This is a genomic window from Streptomyces fildesensis (genome assembly GCF_016107395.1).
Taxonomy (GTDB): Bacteria; Actinomycetota; Actinomycetes; order Streptomycetales; family Streptomycetaceae; genus Actinacidiphila; species Actinacidiphila fildesensis.
Genome location: NZ_JAAIKO010000372.1, coordinates 1 through 237, shown reverse-complemented (window position 1 = coordinate 237; position 237 = coordinate 1). Strand labels below are relative to the sequence as shown.

Annotated in this window: 1 protein-coding gene; it reads left to right on the top strand. The window is 42.6% G+C overall.

From position 1 onward, the window contains the following. Nucleotides 1-170, top strand: a 170-nt coding sequence (locus tag C6N31_RS46640) for an Hsp20 family protein (RefSeq protein WP_198359765.1), incomplete at its 5' end; no start/stop codon positions are given. Nucleotides 171-237: the final 67 nt, after the last annotated feature.

Genomic DNA, 237 nt, shown 5'->3' with positions numbered 1-237 from the left:
CAAATTCACAGAGAGATTTCTGTAGAGAAATTGTTTTGCCAGAAAATGTTAAGGTTGATCAGATCAAGGCTCAAGCTGATGATGGGGTCCTCACCATCGTTGTTCCCAAGCGTGCAACTTCCCCAAAATCCCCCAAGACGAAGAATGTAAACGTTTCCAGCAAACTCTAAAGAGCTTTCACTTCCAACTCTGACCTCAACACAATATTTACTCTTTATCTCTCACACACACACGCAC